This is a genomic window from Pseudomonas sp. R4-39-08 (assembly GCF_003852275.1).
In the GTDB taxonomy this organism is placed as follows: domain Bacteria; phylum Pseudomonadota; class Gammaproteobacteria; order Pseudomonadales; family Pseudomonadaceae; genus Aquipseudomonas.
This window is the reverse complement of sequence record NZ_CP027733.1, coordinates 4061597-4079838: the sequence shown is the minus strand read 5'-3', so window position 1 is coordinate 4079838 and position 18242 is coordinate 4061597. Positions and strand designations below refer to the sequence as shown.

The following is an 18242-nucleotide window of genomic DNA, read 5'->3' as shown; positions in this document are numbered from 1 at the left end:
GGTTTCGGCCTTCGCGGGTTCGCTCCGTGGTGCCCTGGGCAGTCCTTTTTGTGTAACGCCTGTTGATTGAAGTGGCGCGTCCAGGTGCTGGGCGCGTTTAAGACTGCTTGGAGGTCGAATTGGACAAGAACATGAAAATCCTCATCGTTGATGACTTCTCAACGATGCGGCGGATCATAAAAAACCTGTTGCGTGACCTTGGGTTCACTAACACGGTCGAGGCGGATGACGGCATTACGGCGATTCCGATCCTCAACAGCGGGAGCATCGACTTTCTGGTAACCGACTGGAACATGCCCGGCATGACCGGTATCGACTTGCTGCGCCATGTGCGCGCCGATGAAAAACTGCGCAGCCTGCCGGTGTTGATGGTGACCGCCGAAGCCAAGCGTGAACAGATCATCGAAGCCGCCCAAGCCGGGGTAAACGGCTATGTGGTCAAGCCATTCACTGCCCTGGCCTTGAAAGAGAAGATCGAAAAAATCTTCGAACGCATCGGCCATTGATGCTGCCACGGGGGAGCTATGGACCATAACGAAACGTCACAGGGCGATTTTGAGTCGACCCTGAAAAAACATGCTCACCAGTTGGTCGAATGCCTTGAAAAGGGCCAGTTCGGCGATGCGGTGCAGTTGATCCATGAGCTTAACCAGACCCGTGACCGCGGCCTGTACCAGGAAGTGGGCAAGCTCACGCGTGAGCTGCACAGTGCGATCGTCAATTTCCAGATTGACCCGCGCATGCCCCAGGCCGAAGAAATTTCCCAGATCACCGATGCCACCGAACGCCTGTCCTATGTGGTCAGGCTGACCGAGGCTGCGGCCAACCGCACCATGGACCTGGTGGAAAACGCCACGCCTCTGGTCAACGGCATGGCCAGTGAAGCCCAGGCCTTGAGCGTTGACTGGGGCCGCTTCATGCGCCGCGAAGTGGGGGCTGAAGAGTTCCGTGAACTGGCGCGTCGGGTCGACGGTTTTCTGTCGCGCAGCGAGCAGGAAAACCGCACGGTGGCCGGCAACCTCAACGACATTCTGCTCGCCCAGGATTACCAGGACCTCACCGGTCAAGTGATCAAGCGTGTGACCCAACTGGTCACCGAAGTGGAAAGCAACCTGCTCAAGCTGGTGCTGATGGCCGGCCAGGTCGACCGTTTTGCCGGCATCGAACATGACCGCGAAGCGATCCTCTCGGAAAAAGATCCACAAAAACACCTCGCCAAGGGTGAAGGTCCGCAGATTCATGCCGATAAACGTGAAGACGTCGTATCCGGTCAAGATGACGTAGACGATTTGCTGTCCAGTTTAGGCTTCTAAGGAGCACCCACATGAGCTTCGGCGCCGATGAAGAAATCCTTCAGGATTTCCTTGTAGAGGCCGGCGAAATTTTAGAGCAACTGTCCGAACAACTGGTCGAGCTGGAAAGCCGTCCGGATGATGCGAACCTGCTCAATGCAATTTTTCGCGGTTTTCACACTGTAAAAGGGGGCGCCGGCTTCCTCCAGCTCCATGAGCTGGTGGAGTGCTGTCACATCGCCGAGAACGTGTTCGACATCCTGCGCAAGGGTGAGCGTCAGGTTGACTCGGAATTAATGGACGTGATTCTCGAAGCACTGGATGCGGTCAACGCCATGTTCAGCCAGGTGCGTGAACGTGCACCGGTCACCGCCGCCACGCCGGAACTGCTGGCTGCCCTGGCGCGCCTGGCCGAACCGGCTGCGCAAGCACCGGCTGTGCAAGCCGTGCCTGAGCCAGTGGTGGAAGCCGAGGCGGATGTGACCGACAGCGAGTTCGAGCAACTGCTCGACTCGCTCAATGCGGTCAAGGCCGAGGCTGAAGCACCGGCTGCAACGGCGCCGATTGCCACGCCGACCAGCGAAGACATTACCGACGCAGAATTTGAATCCCTGCTCGACCAGTTGCATGGCAAAGGCCAGTTCGCGGCCGACGCCGTGGCACCGGCGGCTGCGCCAGCGGCACCGGCGACCAACGCCAGTACCGATATTACCGACGACGAATTCGAGGCGCTGCTCGACCAACTGCACGGCAAAGGCACGTTCGTCGCCGAAGCCTTGCCGCAGGTCGCTGCCACTGCCGCCGTCGCTCCGGCGGCCAGCGCAGCACCTGCCGGTGACGGGCTGATTTCTGATAACGAGTTCGAAGCCTTGCTGGACGAGTTGCACGGCAAAGGCAAGTTCACCGAAGTGGCCCCGGCTCCGGCCGCCGCCGCAGCGGTCGCTACAGCCGCACCGGTTGCCGCCGCCAAAGCCGCAGCGCCGGCCGCCAAGCCAGCGCCTGCACCGGCTGCCGCGCCAGCTCCGGCGCGTCCTGCCGCTGCGCCGGTTGCCGATAAACCTGCCACTGAAGCCGAAACCACGGTGCGCGTAGACACTGCGCGCCTGGACGACATCATGAACATGGTCGGCGAGCTGGTGCTGGTGCGTAACCGCCTGGTGCGCCTGGGCCTGAACAGTGGCGATGAAGCCATGCAGAAGGCCGTGTCGAACCTCGATGTGGTCACCGCCGACCTGCAAACCGCCGTGATGAAAACGCGGATGCAGCCGATCAAGAAAGTCTTCGGCCGTTTCCCGCGCCTGGTGCGCGACCTGGCGCGCCAGCTCAAGAAAGAAATCAACCTGGAACTGGTGGGCGAAGAAACCGACCTCGACAAGAACCTCGTCGAGGCCCTGGCCGACCCGCTGGTCCACTTGGTGCGCAACGCCGTCGACCACGGCGTGGAAACCCCGGAAGAACGCGAAGCCTCGGGCAAATCGCGGGGCGGCAAGGTGATCCTGGCGGCGGAACAAGAGGGCGACCATATCCTGCTGTCGATCACCGATGACGGCAAAGGCATGGACCCGGCGATTCTGCGCAATATCGCGGTCAAGCGCGGCGTGATGGACAAGGACGCCGCCGATCGCCTCACCGACACCGAGTGCTACAACCTGATCTTCGCCCCCGGCTTCTCGACCAAGACCGAGATCTCCGACGTGTCTGGCCGTGGCGTCGGCATGGACGTGGTGAAGACCAAGATCAGCCAGCTCAACGGCTCGATCAATATCTACTCGACCAAGGGCCAGGGCTCGAAGATCGTCATCAAGGTGCCGTTGACCCTGGCGATCATGCCAACCCTGATGGTGATGCTGGGCAACCAGGCCTTCGCCTTCCCGCTGGTCAACGTCAACGAGATCTTCCACCTCGACCTGTCGCGCACCAACGTGGTGGACGGCCAGGAAGTGGTGATCGTGCGTGACAAGGCCCTGCCGCTGTTCTACCTCAAGCGCTGGCTGGTGGCATCGGCCAAGCATGAAGAGCAGCGCGAAGGCCATGTGGTGATTCTGTCGGTGGGCACCCAGCGCATCGGCTTTGTGGTCGACCAACTGGTGGGCCAGGAAGAAGTGGTCATCAAGCCGTTGGGCAAAATGCTGCAGGGGACCCCGGGCATGTCCGGCGCGACCATCACCGGTGACGGCCGCATCGCGTTGATTCTCGATGTTCCGAGCATGCTCAAGCGTTACGCCGCACGGCGTATTTGATTCTGGCGGGGCAGGGCGGTAGCGCCCGCCCCGTCTAACGGAGTGTTTATGGTAGTCAAGGTCCTGGTGGTGGACGATTCGGGTTTCTTCCGCCGCCGCGTCTCGGAGATTCTTTCCGCCGATCCAACGATCCAGGTAGTCGGCACGGCCACCAACGGCAAAGAGGCGATCGATCAAGCCATTGCGTTGAAGCCGGACGTGATCACCATGGACTACGAAATGCCGATGATGGATGGCATCACGGCCGTGCGTCACATCATGCAACGCTGCCCCACACCGGTATTGATGTTCTCCTCGCTGACGCATGAAGGCGCCCGGGTCACCCTGGATGCGCTGGATGCCGGCGCGGTGGATTTCCTGCCGAAGAATTTCGAAGACATCTCGCGTAACCCCGATAAGGTCAAGCAGATGCTGTGCGAGAAGGTGCACAGCATTTCGCGCAGTAACCGCCGCAGTCTGTTCAGCGCGCCCGCGCCGACACCTGCGCCTGCACCTGTGGCCGCGCCGACATCATCGTTCAGCCGCCCGGCGCCCGCCCCGGCAGCGCGGCCCGCGCCGGCAGCGCCTACCCGCGCGACTGCACCCAGCGCCCATTCGCCCGCGCCCAAGCGCAAGGCCTACAAACTGGTGGCGATCGGTACGTCCACGGGCGGGCCGGTGGCCTTGCAGCGTGTATTGACCCAACTGCCGGCCAACTTCCCGGCGCCGATCGTGTTGATCCAGCACATGCCTGCCGCGTTCACCAAGGCCTTTGCCGAGCGCCTGGACAAGCTGTGCCGCATCAGCGTCAAGGAAGCCGAGGATGGCGACATCCTGCGCCCTGGCCTGGCGCTGCTGGCCCCGGGTGGCAAGCAGATGATGGTGGATGGCCGTGGCGCGATCAAAATCCTGCCGGGCGACGAGCGCCTCAACTACAAGCCGTGCGTGGATATCACCTTCGGTTCGGCGGCCAAGTCCTACGGTGACAAAGTTCTGGCGGTGGTGCTCACCGGCATGGGCGCCGATGGCCGTGAGGGCGCGCGCCTGCTCAAGCAGGGCGGCAGTGCAATCTGGGCCCAGGACGAAGCCAGTTGCGTGATCTACGGCATGCCCATGGCGATCGTCAAGGCTGACCTGGCCGACGCGGTCTACAGCCTGGATGACATCGGCAAGCATCTGGTGGAGGCCTGCCTCTGATGGATGTCTTGAGCCTGATCGGCATCACCCTGGCGTTTGTCGCCATTATCGGCGGCAACTACCTCGAAGGCGGCCACCTCGGCGCCCTGGCCAACGGCCCGGCGGCGCTGATCGTGATCGGCGGCACCGTGGGCGCGGCGTTGTTGCAGGCGCCGGTGAGCTCGTTCAAGCGCGCCATGCAGATCCTGATATGGATCATTTTCCCGCCACGGGTCGACTTGCCAGGCGGCATCGACCGTGTGGTCAACTGGAGCCTCACCGCACGCAAGGAAGGCCTGCTGGGCCTGGAAAGCGTGGCCGATGCCGAGCCCGACAGCTACGCCCGCAAAGGTCTGCAACTGCTGGTGGATGGCGCGGAGCCGGAGGCGATCCGCAGCATCCTCGAGGTGGATTTCTACACCCAGGAAAGCCGCGACATCAACGCGGCCAAAGTCTTTGAAAGCATGGGCGGCTATGCGCCGACCATCGGCATCATTGGCGCGGTGATGGGCCTGATCCACGTGATGGGCAACCTGGCCGACCCTTCGCAACTGGGCAGCGGCATTGCCGTGGCATTTGTCGCCACCATCTACGGTGTGGCGAGCGCCAACCTGGTGTTGTTGCCGGTGGCGAGCAAGCTCAAGTCGATTGCCATGCGCCAGTCCCGTTACCGCGAGATGTTGCTCGAAGGCATTCTGTCGATCGCCGAGGGCGAGAACCCGCGCTCCATCGAATTGAAGCTCCAGGGCTTCATGGATTGATGCACATGAACCTTGTAGGAGCGAGCTTGCTCGCGAAAAACCTGAGAACAGCGCGTTCATCCAGGATGTTCGCGTTATCGTTGACGATTTTCGCGAGCAAGCTCGCTCCTACAGTTGATTCGTTTTGCGGAGGTCGTCAGTGAGCCGTCGCCGTCGCGAGCCTGAAGAGCACGTCAACCATGAACGCTGGCTGGTGTCCTACGCGGACTTCATCACCTTGCTGTTTGCGTTTTTCGTGGTGATGTACTCGATCTCGTCGGTGAACGAAGGCAAGTACAAGGTTATTTCCGAAGCGTTGATCGGGGTGTTTTCCGACTCCGACCGCGCGCTCAAGCCTATTCCTATAGGCGATGAACGACCCAAGACGGTGACCCCGGCCAAGCCGTTGGTCAACGACAGCGATGAAACCGCCGCCGGTGTCGGCGGCACCAGCGACCCGCTCAAAAGCATTGCCGACGATATCAGCGCCGCATTTGGCGACCTGATCAGCTCCAACCAGATGACCGTGCGCGGCAATGAACTGTGGGTGGAGATCGAGCTCAACTCCAGCCTGTTGTTCGCCAGCGCCGATGCGCTGCCGAGCGACCAGGCCTTCACCATCATCGACAAGGTGGCAGCGATCCTCAAGCCGTTTGAAAACCCGATCCACGTCGAAGGCTTTACCGACAACCTGCCGATCAGTACGGCGCAGTACCCGACCAACTGGGAACTGTCCTCGGCGCGGGCGGCGAGCATCGTGCGCATGCTCGCGATGCAGGGCGTGAACCCCCAGCGCCTGGCGTCGGTGGGCTACGGTGAATTCCAGCCGGTGGCCAATAACGCCACGCTCGAAGGCCGCGCGCGCAATCGGCGGGTGGTGCTGGTGGTGTCGCGCAACCTGGATGTACGCCGCAGCCTGACCGGCACCGGCACGGCGAATGCAACACCGGATGCGGCGTTGAGGCGCGCTGGCACACAAACTGCACCGGCCCCTGCAAAGCCGCTGGTGCGGGCCAGCTCCGTCAATTCTCCGTCACCGGCTCACTAACCTATGCAATGTCTCGGTCGCGCGTGTGCCCACCGGGAGGAATCAACCGAATGAGAGTCTGGGCAGTTGCCAATCAAAAGGGTGGAGTCGGCAAGACCACCACGTCCATCGCGTTAGCCGGCTTGCTGGCCGAGGCGGGCAAGCGCGTGGTCGTGGTCGACCTGGACCCCCACGGCTCCATGACCAGCTATTTCGGTTACGACCCGGATGCGCTGGAACACAGCTGCTACGACCTGTTCCTGCACAAAGGCAGCGTGCCCAGCGATTTGCCTGGGCAACTGCTGCTGCCCACCAGCAATGACAGCATTTCGCTGTTGCCGTCCAGCACCGCCCTGGCCACCCTTGAGCGCCAGTCGCCGGGCCAGAGCGGCCTGGGCCTGGTGATCGCCAAGACCCTGGCGCAGCTGTGGCAGGACTTCGACTACGCGATCATCGACAGCCCGCCCTTGCTCGGCGTGCTGATGGTCAACGCCTTGGCGGCCAGCCAGCAGTTGGTGATCCCGGTACAGACCGAACACCTGGCCGTCAAAGGCCTGGAGCGCATGGTCAGCACCCTGGCGATGATCAACCGTTCGCGCAAGCAGGCCTTGCCGTACAGCATCGTGCCGACCTTGTTCGACCGGCGTACCCAGGCCTCCCTTGGCACCCTGCGCGTACTGCGCGATGCCTATCCGGACACCATCTGGAACGGCTACATCCCGGTGGACACGCGCCTGCGTGACGCCAGCCGCGCCGGGCTCACGCCGTCGCAATTCGACGGCAAGAGCCGTGGCGTGCTGGCTTATCGGGCGTTGCTCAAGCACCTGCTGTCCCAGCAGCTTGTGGCGCAGGTGGCCTGATGAACCGTCCCCTCGACTTCAAGACCCGGCCGCAACTGGCACTGGAATCCTACCTGGATGCCTTGCTGCAGGAGGCGACCGCCGAGGAACTGCCGGAACCGATCCTGGTGCTGGAGCCGGCCGTCGAGCCTGACGCTGCGCTGGATGAGTTCCAGTTGGCGGTGCTTGAGGAGCAGGCCCGCGATGCACACGTGGAAGTGGCGCCGGTGGTGGTGCCGATCACGCCTGACGTGATGGCGCCGGTGGTGGTCGAGCCGATCGTGGAAGTGCACCTGCCGCCGAGCATCACGCCGCCGCCGGTGACCGGCGATGGTCGCCCGTCGTGGGCCGCCGAGCCGTTCGAATGCCTGCTGTTCGATGTCGCCGGGTTGACCCTGGCGGTGCCGCTGGTGTGCCTGGGCTCGATCTATTCCCTGGAAGGCCAGGAGCTGACGCCGTTGTTCGGGCAACCGGAGTGGTTCCTCGGCATCCTGCCCAGCCAGGCCGGCAATCTCAAGGTGCTGGACACCGCGCGCTGGGTGATGCCCGACCGCTACCGCGACGACTTCCGCCAGGGCCTGCAGTACGTGATCTCCGTGCAGGGCTACGAGTGGGGGCTGGCGGTGCATCAAGTCAGCCGCTCGTTGCGCCTGGACCCGAACGAAATCAAATGGCGCAGCCACCGTGGCCAACGGCCGTGGCTGGCGGGCACCGTGATCGAACACATGTGCGCGTTGCTTGACGTCGCCGAACTGGCCGAGTTGATCGCCAGTGGGGCGGTCAAGGAAATGGCGCAGAACAAACGCAGTTGATTGAACAATAAAGGTCGTGCGGTTGCGCGGCCCATTAGCACACACGCCGTCGATAGCGGCATTTGAAGGGGTCAGAAGCATGAACAAGTCAGCGTCCGCACAAGGTTTGGATGATCCGATCCTGCAATGGGTGACCTTCAAACTGGACAACGAGTCCTACGGCATTAACGTGATGCGCGTGCAGGAAGTGCTGCGCTACACCGAGATCGCCCCGGTACCGGGTGCGCCGAGCTATGTGCTGGGCATCATCAACCTGCGCGGCAACGTGGTGACGGTGATCGATACGCGCCAACGCTTCGGCCTGGCGCCAACCGATGTCAACGACAACACGCGCATCGTCATCATCGAAGCCGACAAGCAAGTGGTCGGGATCATGGTCGACAGCGTGGCCGAAGTGGTCTACCTGCGCCAATCGGAAGTGGAAACCGCACCGAACGTGGGCAACGAAGAATCCGCCAAGTTTATCCAGGGCGTGTGCAACAAGAACAACGAGCTGTTGATTCTGGTTGAGCTGGACAAAATGATGAGCGAAGAAGAGTGGTCGGACCTGGAGAGCATCTGATTGTTCCTTGAGGCGGCGGTGATCGTCCTGGCCCTGTTGTGGGCCGGGACTTTGGCGTTTGTGCTGCGCTATGTGCGCCAGCAACGGGAGTTGGCCTTGCAACAGGCCGAGCGCGATGCGGTGCGTGACCGGCGCATTCTGGAGTTGGTCAAGCGTGTCGATCATTTCCAGCAGAGTGCGGTGCGGGTTGGGGATGAAGTGCATGAACTGCGCGCGATTCTCGGGCCGTTGCCGGACAAGTTGGTGCAGTTGGAACAGCGTGATCCTGCGAACCTGTCGTTCGCCCAGGCGGCCAAGCTGGTGGGCATGGGCGCGACGGTGGATGAGCTGACCCAGTCGTGCGGGTTGACCCAGGCCGAGGCGCAGTTGATGAGCAAGTTGCACAAGAGCTGATTCGGGCCGGGCTTGCTGGATTCAATGTGGGAGGGGGCTTGCTCCTGATGGCGGTGTATCAGTCAGCTTAACTAGAGCTGACCCACCGCTATCGGGAGCAAGCCCCCTCCCACATGTTGATCTGCGTACATCAATCAAATTTGTCCAGCCACAGACTTTTCCTCATCCCCAAGGGTCAACATCCTGCAAGCACCTTGACCCAGGAGAGTTCCCCAAATGACCACCGCCAGAGCCCTGTTGATCCTCCACGGCAAACAAGCCCTCAACGAGGACGTGCGCGCGGCTGTGCTGGCCCGGCGTGAGCAGGGTTGGGAGCTGGCAGTGCGGGTGACCTGGGAAGGTGGCGATGCCCAGCGCCTGGTCAATGAAGCCCTGGCCGACGGTTACACCCACATCATCGCCGGCGGTGGCGACGGCACCTTGCGCGATGTGGCCGAAGCCATGGCTCACGCCAATACCGATGCCAGCCTGGTGCTGATGCCGCTGGGCACCGCCAATGACTTCGCCAAGGCCGCCGGCGTGCCGTTGGAGCCGTCTGGTGCGCTGGCGTTGCTGGATGTTGAACCGAGGGCGATTGACCTGGGCCAGGTCGGCGGGCAGATATTCTTGAACATGGCCACCGGCGGTTTCGGCAGCCAGGTCACCGCCAACACCTCCGAAGACCTGAAGAAAATCCTCGGCGGTGCCGCCTACCTGTTCACCGGTTTGTCGCGTTTCAGTGAATTGAAGGCTGCCTACGGTGAGCTGGAAGGCCCGGATTTCCATTGGAAAGGCGAACTGCTCGCGCTGGGGATCGGCAACGGGCGCCAGGCCGGGGGCGGGCATGTGCTGTGCCCGGGTGCGCTGGCCGATGATGGCCTGCTGGACATCAGCATCCTGCCGGCGCCCCAGGAGGTGGTCGGCACCTTGCGCGAATTGATGAGCAACGGCTGGGGCCTGGACACCATGTTCGTGCGGGCACGCCTGCCGTGGGTCAATATCAAGGTGGCGCAGGGCTTGTACATCAATCTCGATGGCGAGCCGCTGGAAGGCGATGATCTGCATTTCGAGGCCTTGCCCAAGGCCCTGCGCGTGCACCTGCCGTTGGGTTCGCCCCTAGTCGTCCAGGCTGATGATCTGCTCGCGCACAGCGAATAACACCAGGCCCGCCACGTCGAAAATCTGCAGGCGCTTCATGATCTGCGAGCGATGCGCTTCTACCGTCTTGATGCTCAGGCCCAGGCCGTGGGCGATTTCCCGGGTGGACTTGCCGCGCACGATCAGGCGCAGGATTTCCAACTGGCGCGCCGTCAAGTTGTGGCTATGGGGCGCGGGCGTCGCAGGGCCGTTGCTGCGGATCAGTGCTTGATTGATCACGGTGTGGGCGATCGCCGGGCTCAGGTAGCGCTCGTTGTTGCGCAAGGCATGCAGGGCGTGTTCCAGCTCGTTGGCGGTCATGTCCTTGAGCAGGTAGCCGTGGGCACCTGATTCCAGCGCGCGCATGATCAGGTCGGGGTCGGTGTGCATCGACAGGATCAGCACTTTGCTCAGGGGGTAGGCGCCCTTGAGTTCCTGCAAGGCATCCAGGCCGCTGGTGTGTTTCATCGACAGGTCCAGCAGCACGATGTCCGGCTGCAGGGCGCGAAATTGCGCGAGCACTTGCGCGCCATCGCTGGCCTCACCGATCACGTCGTAGCCGGGCATGTCCAGGATCAGCGCACGCACGCCGGCGCGAATCAGTGCGTGGTCATCCACCAGGAGTAAATTGCAGGTCACTCGAAACCCTTAGGGGAACTGGCCCGTTCGAGGGCGCGGGGCGCCCAGGGGAAAAGCGCGTCGATCCGCGTGCCTTGGCCTGGCTGACTGCTGACCGACAAGGTGCCGCCCAGTTGGTCTATCCGCTCGGCCATGCCGGCCATGCCGCGTTGGCCCGCAAGGCCTGGGTCGGTAGCCGGCGAAAAGCCCTGGCCGTCATCGCAGATCATCAGCGACAAGCCTTCGGGCAGGCGCCGCAGGCACACCCGCAGGTTGTGTGCCTGGGCGTGACGGAGCATGTTGGTCACGGCTTCCTGGGTGATGCGAAACGCCGCCACGGCCATTTCTTCAGGAATACCGGTCAGGCGTTGCTGGCATTCCAGGCTCCAGCACACCGAGGTGTTTTCCAGGGTCTTGAGCAGGTGTGCGCGCAAGCTGGCTTCCAGGCCCAGGCTGGTCAACTGGCGCGGGTTGAGAATGGCCGACACGTCGCGCACTTTGGCCAAGGTTTCGTCGAGGGTATTGCACAGCACCATGCAGTGTTCGTGCAGCTCTGGCGGCAGGCGACGCTGCAGCCATTCGCTTTGCAGCTTGGCGGCGGTCAGCAGTTGGCCGATGTCGTCGTGCAGTTCGCGGCTGAGGCGATGGCGTTCGTTTTCCTGGACCTGTAACAGCCGGTCCGCCAACTCCTGGGGCTGGAACTTGATGGATTTGCGTGAACGCCATTGGTGCAGGCCCACCACCGCCAGCGTGGCCAGGTTAACCAGTAGGATCAGCAGCGACCAGGGCGAAGCATGCGCGTAGGCCCACACGCTGACCGACAACGAACATAGGCACAGCGCAAGGACGATGCGGCGTGCGTTGCTGCGCGACACAGACCTTGAGAAAAGGGGCTTGAGGTTGGCGTACATAGCGGATGGAGCCACTGAGGGTTCGCTGCGGGGAGACCGGTTGGCCGGGCTCTGTTTGGAATACGCTGCCGAATCGTGTTTAACCATGATGAAGTTGAGTCACTTCGAGTGGGGGCATAGTACCACCCCTGTTACCGTTGGTCGCCTGATTGGTTTATGGCCCGCGCAAATACTCTGGGGGGTAATCCCAGAGTTGAAAAAGTTGTATTAGTAAAGTTGGTTTGTATCGTTATTGCGTAGATGGCTAATTGATATTTCTGCCTTTCTCGCCGTTATCGGTCGTTTTTGGACAGGTCAGCTATCGTCGGTGACATGCTTGGGACTCAGGACGCATGATGCAACCGCTGCTGTGGTTTATGCCGGAAATCCTTTTGCGGAATCTGCAAGGTAACCGTCGCGATCAACGACGTTTGCTCGGTCTCGTCCAGGGCCAACTCACCGGTGCGCGTGTCGATCAGCTCCAATTGCCAGGCCAGCAGCGTCAGGCAGTCATGTAACGCATCCAGTGCCTGGTCATGCAGTTGCATCGGGTTTTCGGCGTTGGCAATGAGGTCCTGCAGGTGCCGCGAGAACTCGCTGATCGCCTGCAGCGCCAGGCTGTCGGCCTTTTCAGCCAGTTTGGCGAGGCTGGTTTTCATGCAGTCGATGGCGTCGCTGTCGTTGCGGATCAAATGCAGGTGGCTCAAGCACTCTTGGGACTTGATCAGCAGCATTTCGGCCTCCAGCAGAAACTCGGGAAGTGCCGTTTGCCATTCTTTCGCGCTATTCATCATGCATGTCTCCGCAACTCAAGCTCGGGTGATGAGATGTCGCACCGGGTGAATAGCTTAAAACTAGCGCTGAAATATGATTTGAGCTTGTAGGCTGATTCCGATATTCCAGTAGGACATTTATTGAAATGCTCACGAAAGTCGTGCGTAGTCCCAGTTGAGCGGGATGACACGACTTCAGTTGCCGATACGTGAGTGCCTGGAAGGCCCATGGGCCTAGGGCGTGGGATGGCAAACAAAAGCCTGACTCCATTCATGCAATGAGAATGGCGTCACATTAATGGCTATTAGATATCGCGAATATCAGGTCGGGCCTGATTGCGCATAGGGGAATCCCCTACGTCATGGAACCGCACGCCGATTGGAGTGTCGTGCAAGGCCCACGCAGCCCGAGGACAGGGCTGATGCAGTAAAGCATGATGTCAGTGTGACATCAATGTATTTACATGGCATTTTAGCGGGGTCAAGGTCTGGCGCTTGCCGCCGATAACTTGCCTATACGAACTGCACACCCTCTCAGCGCGCAACCCATGTGCACACCAGGAGCTCTTAATGGCCGGCATTCTCGACACCGTAGATCAACGCACGCAATTGGTGGGTGAGAATCGCCTGGAGATTCTCATGTTCCGCCTGTTTGGGCGGCAGCTGTTCGCGATCAACGTGTTCAAGGTGCAGGAAGTGCTGCAGCTGCCCAAGCTGACCCTGATGCCGCAGCGCCATCCGTTTGTCTGCGGCGTGGTCAACCTGCGTGGCCAGACCTTGCCGGTGATCGACTTGTCCCAGGCCATCGGCATGCGCCCCCTGGTGCCAGGGCCCAACAGCACCATCATCGTCACCGAGTACAACCGTTCGGTGCAGGCGTTCCTGGTGGGCGGCGTCGACCGCATCGTCAACATGAATTGGGAAGCCATCCTGCCGCCGCCGGCCAGCGCCGGGCGCCAGCACTATCTCACCGCCATCAGCAAGGTCGATGACCAGTTGGTGGAAATCATCGACGTGGAAAAAGTCCTGGCGGAAATCGTGCCTTATAACGCCAAGGTCTCCCGGGAAAAACTCGAGGACCCAGTGCTGGAACGCGCCCGTGGCCGTGAAGTGTTGCTGGTGGACGACTCCAACGTAGCGCTGTCGCAGTTGAAGGACACCCTGGGCCAGTTGGGCGTGAAGATGCACATCGCCAGCGACGGCCTCAAGGCGCTGAACATGCTCAAGGCCTGGGCCGACAGCGGCCAGGTGATGACCGACAAGCTGCTGATGATCTTCACCGACGCCGAAATGCCCGAGATGGACGGCTACCGCCTCACCACCGAAATTCGCAACGACCCGCGCCTGCGTGGCCTCTACGTGGTGCTGCACACCTCGCTGTCGGGGAGCTTCAATGACTCGATGGTCAAGAAGGTCGGCTGCGACAATTTTCTCTCCAAATTCCAGCCGGACAAGCTGGTGGATGTGGTGCGTCAACGACTGATGCTGGACGAAGTGCCCGCGTGACACTAGGGTATGCCACTTTGTTCCCCAGGAATGCAGGCTCATGCTCCGTCTCAGCGCGTTATACCGTTACCCCTTGAAATCCGGCAAGGCCGAGGCCTTGCAGCAGAGTGGCCTGGACAAGCTCGGGCTGGCGGGGGATCGACGCTGGATGCTGGTGGACGAAGCCAGCGGGCGGTTCCTCACGCAACGCGCCGTGGCGAAGATGAGCCAGTTGACGGCGCTGTGGAACGCGGCGGGCGGCCTGACCCTCAGCTCGCCTGGCTATGGGACGCTCGACGTGGCAATGCCCGGCGCCGATGCATTGCGCGGTGTGACCATCTGGCACGACACCCTGCGCGTGCCGGACGCGGGCGATGCGGCGGCGGCCTGGGTCAGCGCCTTCATCGGCAAGCCCACGCGCCTGGTGCATATGCCCCTGGAGCGTGCACGCTCGACCCAGGCCGGTTTTGGCCGGGATGACGATCAAGTGGGGTTTGCCGACGGCTACCCCTTGCTGCTGATCGGCCAGGCTTCCCTGGACGATTTGTGCGCGCATATTGGCCGGCCGATGGAAATGCTGCGCTTTCGTCCCAACCTGGTGATCGAAGGCGGCGAGGCCTTTGCCGAGGATGGCTGGAAACGCTTGCGCATCGGCGATGTGGAGTTTCGCGTGGTCAAGCCTTGTTCACGCTGCATTCTCACCACCGTCGACCCCCAGACCGGCGAGCGCAGCCCGGACCGCGAGCCGTTCGCCACCCTGCAGGCCTATCGCAGCACCGACAAGGGCCCGATGTTCGGTCAGAACCTGGTCAACGATGGGGTTGGCCAGTTGGAAGTCGGGATGCCGGTAACGGTGCTGGAATAAAAATGCCCGTCTCGCAGGAGACGGGCATTTTTTTGCGCCGAGTCAGGCTCAGCTGCGGTATTCGCACAGGTAAGCGGTGTCTACGCCAACCTTCAACTGGAATTTGCTGTTGGCCGGGACGTTGAACTGGCTGCCGGCGGCGAAGGTTTCCCATTCGGCGTCAGGCAGTTTGACGATCAGCGCGCCGGAAACGACGTGCATGATTTCACGCTGGTCGGTGCCGAATTCGTATTCACCCGGGGCCATCACGCCGATGGTCGCCGGGCCTTCCGCGGTGCCGAAAGCGATCGACTTGACGGTGCCGTCGAAGTATTCATTGACTTTGAACATGAGTGAATCCTCGGAAAAAAGGGTCTGGAAAGGTCAGCCAGTATGCCCAAGGGCAGGGGAGCTGCCTAGACCGGCAAAATCAGCGGTAGCAGGCGTGCGGTGTTGCGCGCATCCTCCAGCGCCCGATGCTGCTGGCCACTGAACTGCATCCCCGCCAATTGCAGCGCGCCATTAAGCCCCAAGGGCTTGTCCAGCCGCCGGGCCTTGGCGAACCGTTGCTTGAGGTTGACATGGGGCGTCTGGCCGAGCGCGCTGGCCAGGCCATGGCGTTGCCATTCCAGCTCAAGTTGCACACGGTCGTAATCGCCCCAGCTGGCCCAGCCTTCCAGGCGTGCCTGATGCTGGCCCAGCCAGCGCTCGAACAGCGGCCACACCTCGGTGATCGGCGTTGCCGCGTCGATATTGGCCTGGGTGATATGGGTCAATTGGCGGCAAAACGGCGTCAGCAGCGGCCGCCGTAGCGGCCGCACGAAGCGCTGGAAGTGATCCAGCTCGCGGCCCTGGCGGTTGACCAGGCTTGCGCCAATTTCGATGACTTCCATCTCCGTCACGGGCCAGCCGCCGTCATCCGTGGTGGCTTCAAGGTCAATAATCAGCCAATGAGGCATGCGCAGGTTCCCGTACTGTTCCTGTCCTGATGGGGATAGAGCGTAGCCGGGCCTTGTAGTTCCGCCCAGGGGGCTGATTCGCCTGGTTGGTAAACCCCGTACACAAGTTTTACCCAAGCGCTTGCTCGGGTGGCGGCCACGGCCTAAATTGCCGCCCAAGACGATAGTAGACATGAGGGACAGCAGCATGGACGACCCCCAAGCCCTGCGGGTGATGCGCACCCTGGTCGACGCTGGACAATTGACCGACCCCGAGAGTGCCCGGGGCAAGTTGCTGCAAACCGCGGCGCACCTGTTTCGCAACAAGGGCTTCGAGCGCACCACTGTGCGCGACCTGGCCAGTGCGGTGGGCATTCAGTCCGGCAGCATCTTTCATCACTTCAAGAGCAAGGACGAGATCCTGCGCGCAGTGATGGAAGAAACCATCCTCTACAACACCGCGATGGTGCGGGCTGCGCTGGAAGCAGCGAGCACGGTGCGCGAGCGCGTGTTGGCGCTGATCCGCTGCGAATTGCAGTCGATCATGGGCGGCAGCGGTGAGGCGATGGCGGTGCTGGTGTATGAATGGCGCTCGTTGTCTGCCGACGGCCAGGTCCAGGTACTGGCCCTGCGCGATATGTATGAGGACATCTGGCTGCAGGTACTGGGCGAAGCCAAGGCCGCCGGTTATATCAGGGGCGACGTGCTCATCACCCGGCGCTTCCTGACCGGCGCGTTATCCTGGACCACCACGTGGTTCCGCACCCAAGGCAGCCTGACCCTCGAAGAGCTGGCCGACGAAGCGCTGTTGATGGTGCTCAAGGCGGACTGAAGTGCGGCTATTAATTTGCGGGTGAACATTGTCTCCCCAGGGAAAAACGCCTAGCTTATCGCCATCATAGAATTCACGGTGTGTGCCTAGATGTTTTCGCCATGGCGGCTGGCTGCAGGACTGACATTTTGGGCATTGGGTACCGCAGGGTGGACGCAGGCCAGCGCCGCGCAGTTGGTGAGGATCGGCGCGGCACATTTTCCGCCGTATACCGTACGCCCTGAGCAAGGCGCCGATACCGGATTGCTGCCGCAATTGGTCGAAGCGCTGAACGCCGTGCAAAGCGACTATCAGTTTGTGCTGGTGCCCACTTCGATTCCCAGGCGTTTTCGCGATTTCGAGCAAGGCCGGGTCGACATGGCGATCTTTGAAAACCCGTCCTGGGGCTGGAAAGACGTGGCCCATACCAGCGTCGACATGGGCCTGGAAGACGCTGAAATCTTCGTCGCCGAGCGTGAGCCCGGTCGCGACCAAAGCTATTTCAGCGACCTTGCCGGCAAACGCTTGGCGGTGTTCAGCGGCTATCACTACGCCTTCGCCAACTTCAACCCCGACCCCAAGTACCTGGCCGAGCACTTCAACGCAACGTTGACGTACTCCCATGACAGCAACTTGCTGATGGTCGCCCGCAGGCGTGCTGATATCGCCTTGGTCACCCGTTCGTACCTGAGTGACTTCATGGTGCGCAATGCCGAGATGGCGGGGACATTCCTGGTGTCGGAGCGCATCGACCAGGTCTATCACCATTACGCGTTGCTACGGCCCAAAGCCCCGATCACCGGGCCTGCGTTTGCCGGGTTGCTCAAGCAGCTGCGGGATAATGGCCAGATGCTCAGGATCTTCGAGCCGTATCGCATCGATGTAACGCCTGTCCCCTGAGAGCGCTGGAAATCAAATGTGGGAGGGGCGGTGCGACGATTCGACTTGCCCCCGATGGCGGTGGGTCAGTAACAGATGTTTACTGACACTCCCTCATCGGGAGCAAGCCCCCTCCCACATTTGTTTCTGTTGCTTTCAAACCCTGCGCGCAAACGTATCGCTGTGGTTGCCCGACACCTTGCGGCAGTGCACCAGCGCATCGCGGATCATGAAGTTCACCAACGTCGGCGAAACCCCGAGTTCCTTGGCGATATCCTTCTGCGGTACGCCGTGCAGGCGGTACATCTCGAAGGCGTAGCGGGTGCGCTGCGGCAGCTCGGTCAGGGCGTCGGCGATGTTTTCCAGGGTGTTGAAATTGATATGGGAAGTTTCCGGTGAAGCGCCGTGGATCACCACATTCAAGCCTTCCTCTTCGGTCCCGGAATACTTGAGCTCCAGGGCCTGCTTGCGGTAGTGATCGATCGCCAGGTTGCGCACGATCTGGAACAGATAACTCAGTTGGGCCTTGAACGAAGAGGTGATCGTCGGGGCCGACTGCAGCCGAAAGTAAGCGTCCTGCACCACATCCTCGGCGCGGGAACGACAGCCGGTAATACGTGCCGCGATCTTCACCAGGATCAGTCGATTGTCGACGAACGCCTGGAGAAGTGGTGAGTCGCACCTGCCTGTGGATACTGGTTCCGTCATGGAAATCACCTGGTTGCAAAAGAGGTTAGGGGAGGGCGTCCTTGCTGAGGCCTCCTACACATCGGGCAACAAATTATGCTGAATGATAATGATTGTCAAATGAGAAGGCGAACTAATCTT

Annotated in this window: 21 protein-coding genes; 15 read left to right on the top strand and 6 right to left on the bottom strand. The window is 61.4% G+C overall.

What is annotated here, in order from left to right; translation table 11 throughout:
- Nucleotides 1-131: 131 nt before the first annotated feature.
- The 11 genes from C4J88_RS18760 (at nucleotide 132) to yegS (ending at nucleotide 10197) form a co-directional block, all read left to right on the top strand.
- Nucleotides 132-506, top strand: a complete 375-nt coding sequence (locus tag C4J88_RS18760) for a chemotaxis response regulator CheY (RefSeq protein ID WP_005790040.1) — start codon at nucleotides 132-134, stop codon at nucleotides 504-506.
- An 18-nt stretch (nucleotides 507-524) separates the two neighbouring features.
- On the top strand, nucleotides 525-1313 hold the full coding sequence (locus tag C4J88_RS18755) for a protein phosphatase CheZ (protein ID WP_124363766.1): 789 nt from the start codon (nucleotides 525-527) through the stop codon (nucleotides 1311-1313).
- 11 nt (nucleotides 1314-1324) lie between these two features.
- The gene (locus tag C4J88_RS18750) at nucleotides 1325-3532 is read left to right on the top strand and encodes a chemotaxis protein CheA (protein WP_124407814.1); all 2208 of its coding nucleotides are present in this window, start codon (nucleotides 1325-1327) and stop codon (nucleotides 3530-3532) included.
- Between the two features lie 48 nt (nucleotides 3533-3580).
- Nucleotides 3581-4708: a chemotaxis response regulator protein-glutamate methylesterase gene (locus C4J88_RS18745; RefSeq protein WP_124407813.1), complete on the top strand. Its 1128-nt coding sequence runs from the start codon at nucleotides 3581-3583 to the stop codon at nucleotides 4706-4708.
- Complete coding sequence (locus C4J88_RS18740; protein ID WP_124363763.1) at nucleotides 4708-5448, top strand: flagellar motor protein; 741 nt, start codon at nucleotides 4708-4710, stop codon at nucleotides 5446-5448. The genes C4J88_RS18745 and C4J88_RS18740 overlap by 1 nt, the downstream gene beginning before the upstream one ends.
- A 139-nt stretch (nucleotides 5449-5587) precedes the next feature.
- Nucleotides 5588-6475: a flagellar motor protein MotD gene (gene motD, locus C4J88_RS18735; protein ID WP_124363762.1), complete on the top strand. Its 888-nt coding sequence runs from the start codon at nucleotides 5588-5590 to the stop codon at nucleotides 6473-6475.
- Nucleotides 6476-6525: 50 nt separating this feature from the next.
- Nucleotides 6526-7314: a ParA family protein gene (locus C4J88_RS18730; protein ID WP_124407812.1), complete on the top strand. Its 789-nt coding sequence runs from the start codon at nucleotides 6526-6528 to the stop codon at nucleotides 7312-7314.
- Complete coding sequence (locus tag C4J88_RS18725) at nucleotides 7314-8105, top strand: CheW domain-containing protein (protein ID WP_124407811.1); 792 nt, start codon at nucleotides 7314-7316, stop codon at nucleotides 8103-8105. The genes C4J88_RS18730 and C4J88_RS18725 overlap by 1 nt, the downstream gene beginning before the upstream one ends.
- Nucleotides 8106-8184: 79 nt before the next feature.
- Nucleotides 8185-8667, top strand: coding sequence for a chemotaxis protein CheW (locus tag C4J88_RS18720; protein ID WP_124363759.1), 483 nt, complete (start codon nucleotides 8185-8187; stop codon nucleotides 8665-8667).
- Nucleotides 8668-9060: a DUF2802 domain-containing protein gene (locus tag C4J88_RS18715; protein ID WP_124363758.1), complete on the top strand. Its 393-nt coding sequence runs from the start codon at nucleotides 8668-8670 to the stop codon at nucleotides 9058-9060. It abuts the gene before it with no gap.
- A 216-nt stretch (nucleotides 9061-9276) separates the two neighbouring features.
- Nucleotides 9277-10197, top strand: a complete 921-nt coding sequence (gene yegS / locus C4J88_RS18710; RefSeq protein WP_124407810.1) for a lipid kinase YegS — start codon at nucleotides 9277-9279, stop codon at nucleotides 10195-10197.
- Here the strand turns inward: yegS and C4J88_RS18705 are convergent.
- From C4J88_RS18705 to C4J88_RS18695, 3 genes are all read right to left on the bottom strand, one after another.
- On the bottom strand, nucleotides 10156-10815 hold the full coding sequence (locus tag C4J88_RS18705; protein ID WP_124371402.1) for a response regulator transcription factor: 660 nt from the start codon (nucleotides 10813-10815) through the stop codon (nucleotides 10156-10158). The two genes, yegS and C4J88_RS18705, sit on opposite strands and share 42 nt — an antisense overlap.
- Nucleotides 10812-11705, bottom strand: a complete 894-nt coding sequence (locus C4J88_RS18700; protein ID WP_124408655.1) for a sensor histidine kinase — start codon at nucleotides 11703-11705, stop codon at nucleotides 10812-10814. The genes C4J88_RS18705 and C4J88_RS18700 overlap by 4 nt, the downstream gene beginning before the upstream one ends.
- A gap of 323 nt (nucleotides 11706-12028) precedes the next feature.
- Nucleotides 12029-12478 (bottom strand): hypothetical protein, encoded by a 450-nt coding sequence (locus C4J88_RS18695; protein WP_177412752.1) that lies wholly within the window; start codon nucleotides 12476-12478, stop codon nucleotides 12029-12031.
- A gap of 549 nt (nucleotides 12479-13027) precedes the next feature.
- Between C4J88_RS18695 and C4J88_RS18690 the strand changes: the two genes are divergently transcribed.
- Both C4J88_RS18690 and C4J88_RS18685 read left to right on the top strand, forming a co-directional pair.
- Nucleotides 13028-13963 carry a chemotaxis protein CheV gene (locus C4J88_RS18690; RefSeq protein ID WP_124367833.1) on the top strand — a complete coding sequence of 312 codons (936 nt, stop codon included), beginning with the start codon at nucleotides 13028-13030 and terminating at the stop codon, nucleotides 13961-13963.
- Nucleotides 13964-14003: 40 nt separating this feature from the next.
- Entirely contained in the window at nucleotides 14004-14807 is an 804-nt protein-coding gene (locus C4J88_RS18685) for an MOSC domain-containing protein (protein WP_124407809.1), read from the top strand.
- Nucleotides 14808-14855: 48 nt separating this feature from the next.
- Here the strand turns inward: C4J88_RS18685 and C4J88_RS18680 are convergent, their stop codons facing one another.
- Together C4J88_RS18680 and C4J88_RS18675 are read right to left on the bottom strand one after the other, a co-directional pair.
- Nucleotides 14856-15137 carry a pyrimidine/purine nucleoside phosphorylase gene (locus tag C4J88_RS18680; protein ID WP_124363753.1) on the bottom strand — a complete coding sequence of 94 codons (282 nt, stop codon included), beginning with the start codon at nucleotides 15135-15137 and terminating at the stop codon, nucleotides 14856-14858.
- Nucleotides 15138-15202: 65 nt separating this feature from the next.
- Nucleotides 15203-15745 carry an exonuclease domain-containing protein gene (locus tag C4J88_RS18675; protein ID WP_124363752.1) on the bottom strand — a complete coding sequence of 181 codons (543 nt, stop codon included), beginning with the start codon at nucleotides 15743-15745 and terminating at the stop codon, nucleotides 15203-15205.
- Between the two features lie 187 nt (nucleotides 15746-15932).
- On the opposite strand from C4J88_RS18675, the gene C4J88_RS18670 reads away from it, so the two are divergent.
- Nucleotides 15933-16556: a TetR/AcrR family transcriptional regulator gene (locus C4J88_RS18670; protein ID WP_124407808.1), complete on the top strand. Its 624-nt coding sequence runs from the start codon at nucleotides 15933-15935 to the stop codon at nucleotides 16554-16556.
- A gap of 90 nt (nucleotides 16557-16646) precedes the next feature.
- Nucleotides 16647-17435, top strand: a complete 789-nt coding sequence (locus tag C4J88_RS18665) for an ABC transporter substrate-binding protein (protein WP_124407807.1) — start codon at nucleotides 16647-16649, stop codon at nucleotides 17433-17435.
- A gap of 135 nt (nucleotides 17436-17570) precedes the next feature.
- Here C4J88_RS18665 and C4J88_RS18660 read toward each other — a convergent pair whose 3' ends face one another.
- A complete protein-coding gene (locus C4J88_RS18660) occupies nucleotides 17571-18122 on the bottom strand; it encodes an RNA polymerase factor sigma-70 (protein WP_124363749.1) in 552 nt (183 codons plus the stop codon).
- Nucleotides 18123-18242: the final 120 nt, after the last annotated feature.